Here is a 1954-nt window from a genome sequence, read left to right as displayed (position 1 = left end):
CGAGGCCGACCCAGCCCGCCACGCCGGCACCGCCATCGCTGGTAGTGCTGCTGGCGGGCGAAGCTTCGACAGCCTCGCTGGTGGCGCCGGCCTCCTGTGCCGCAGGCTGGGCTGCTGCATGCCCGTGGCCGTCGGCCTGAGCAGCGGTCAGGGTCATGGTCGGCGCCGGGGATTCCAGGCTATGGGCGTCCTGCCCTTCTTCGGCAACCTGCGCCCAGTCGGTCCAGCCCTCTTCGCAGGTCTGCAGGACAGGGAAGGCGAGCGTTTCGCCTGCGGCGTCCGGCAGTTTGACCTGCAGCTGCAGCACGTCGCGCACGCCGTCGGCCACTGGCTCCTTCGCGGTGTAGACGATCTGGCTGACGCGTTCGGTGACGGTTGCCCCGCCCTCGGCCTTCTTGGGCTCATCGAGCTTTTCCGTCACCTTTTCCACGGTCCAGCCCGGGTGCGCGGTGGGCGTCGCATCGTCCAGCTGGTCCGGCAGGGTGATCGCGATTTCGGTGGTCGGCGAGGTGCCGCAGCCGTGGGCGAAATCGAAGCTGAGCACGGAACTGGAACCGGCGGCAGTGCTGTCCGGGTTCACGTGGACATGGGCGGAAGCGGCGCCGGCGCCGAGGCCGGCCAGGCCGAGGGCTGCGGCAGCGGCGAGCGAGCTGCGCAGGGCGAAACGGGTGGTGTTCATGGCAGGTCCTTTCAGGGCGCGCCGTTGGCAGGCGCGCGGGTGCGCCGGATGGCGGCGCGGATGATGTTGCCCGGTTCGGGCAGGATGGCTTAGTGAAAGGACAGCGCGGGAGGTCCGCGGAGCGGCTCGAGCGCCAGCTGGCACAGCGTGCGCAGTTCGCGGGGCGTCGCAGCCGGAGCCTGGCTGCGGCGGACGGGAAGGACGACGGCGGCGGGCAGCCGGGTGAGCGGTCGCAGCCAGGCGGCCAGCGCCCACAGTGCATCTTCGCCGCGGACCAGCAGCAGGCCGGTCAGCACGGTGGCAAGCACGTGCGCGGCGACCATGCCGGCGCCATGCTCCCCGGCCGTGTGGGCCGTGGCCGCCAAGCACTCCAGCGACCCGGACCCCGCATAGGCGTGGTGCCCGGCCTCGGTGCACAGCGCCGTCGTACTTAACACGGTGAAGGCCTGGTGCAGGAGCAGCTGGCTGGCACCGAGGACTGCGGCCGTGGTTTTGGCGCCGAGCTTGCGTCCGGCCAGGATCATCACCGGCAGCAGGGTGAGCGTGCCCAGGGCAATAACGACGGCGGGAGCGGGCAAAGTGCCTCCGCCGGCAACGTGCGCGGCAGCGGAGAGGCAGAGTATGGCAGCCGCGAAGCTGCCGGCGCGCAGCAGCCGCAGCGGTGCCAACGCCGGCGTCCGGGCCATGGCCGCCTCCCTCCGCTGGCCTTTTCTACGCTGCGTAAAAGTCTAAGCCGTGCGGTCCGCCGGAGCGGAATCCGCGGCTATTCGTGATGGTAGGGTCGGCCGCTTATGATTTCCTGAGCCCGGTAGAGCTGTTCGATGAGGATCAGCCGGACCAGCTGGTGCGGGAAAACGAGTTTGGACAGCGACCAGACGAAGTCGGAACGCTGGTGGATGGTCTCGTCCACGCCGTAGGCGCCGCCGATGATCAGCGTGACGTTGCGGGAGCTGTCGAGCGGGGCCTGGAGGGTCCGGGCCAGCGTGGGCGAATCGATGTTGCGGCCGCGCTCGTCCAGCAGGATGACGAAGTCGTTCGCATTCTTGCCGGACAGCTTGCCCAGCAACTGGGCCGATTCTTCCTTCCGGGCGGCATCGTTTTCCCGGGCAGAGTGGGGGATCGGTAGCCACGTGACGTCGAAGGGTTTCTTCAGGCGTTTTTCGTAGCGGCCGATGCCCTCGGCCACCCAGCTTTCATGCTTGCGGCCGATGGTCAGGATGCGCAGGGACATGAACTTATTGTTCCAGCAACGGCAGCGCCGGCCGTCCCACGGGA

The 1954-nt window shown here is 69.1% G+C and carries 3 protein-coding genes; all 3 read right to left on the bottom strand.

The features are described from left to right. Window positions 1-679, bottom strand: a 679-nt coding sequence (locus tag D477_RS20540; RefSeq protein WP_005275196.1) for a YcnI family protein, incomplete at its 3' end; no start/stop codon positions are given. 89 nt (window positions 680-768) lie between these two features. Then, a complete protein-coding gene (locus D477_RS20535; RefSeq protein WP_005275194.1) occupies window positions 769-1365 on the bottom strand; it encodes a hypothetical protein in 597 nt (198 codons plus the stop codon). A gap of 77 nt (window positions 1366-1442) precedes the next feature. Continuing rightward, window positions 1443-1910 (bottom strand): 23S rRNA (pseudouridine(1915)-N(3))-methyltransferase RlmH, encoded by a 468-nt coding sequence (locus D477_RS20530; RefSeq protein WP_190273594.1) that lies wholly within the window; start codon window positions 1908-1910, stop codon window positions 1443-1445. Between the last annotated feature and the right edge of the window lie 44 nt (window positions 1911-1954).

The sequence above is a fragment of the Arthrobacter crystallopoietes BAB-32 genome (assembly GCF_000328305.2).
GTDB classification, from domain to species: Bacteria; Actinomycetota; Actinomycetes; order Actinomycetales; family Micrococcaceae; genus Crystallibacter; species Crystallibacter crystallopoietes_A.
The sequence above is the reverse complement of the archived record's forward strand: the minus strand, read 5'-3'. Positions and strand labels throughout refer to the sequence as shown.

Excerpts from the sequence above, each read along its gene's own strand:
- D477_RS20535 (WP_005275194.1), bottom strand. The coding sequence starts at position 1,365 with ATGGCCCGGACGCCGGCGTTGGCACCGCTGCGGCTGCTGCGCGCCGGC.
- D477_RS20530 (WP_190273594.1), bottom strand. The coding sequence starts at position 1,910 with ATGTCCCTGCGCATCCTGACCATCGGCCGCAAGCATGAAAGCTGGGTG.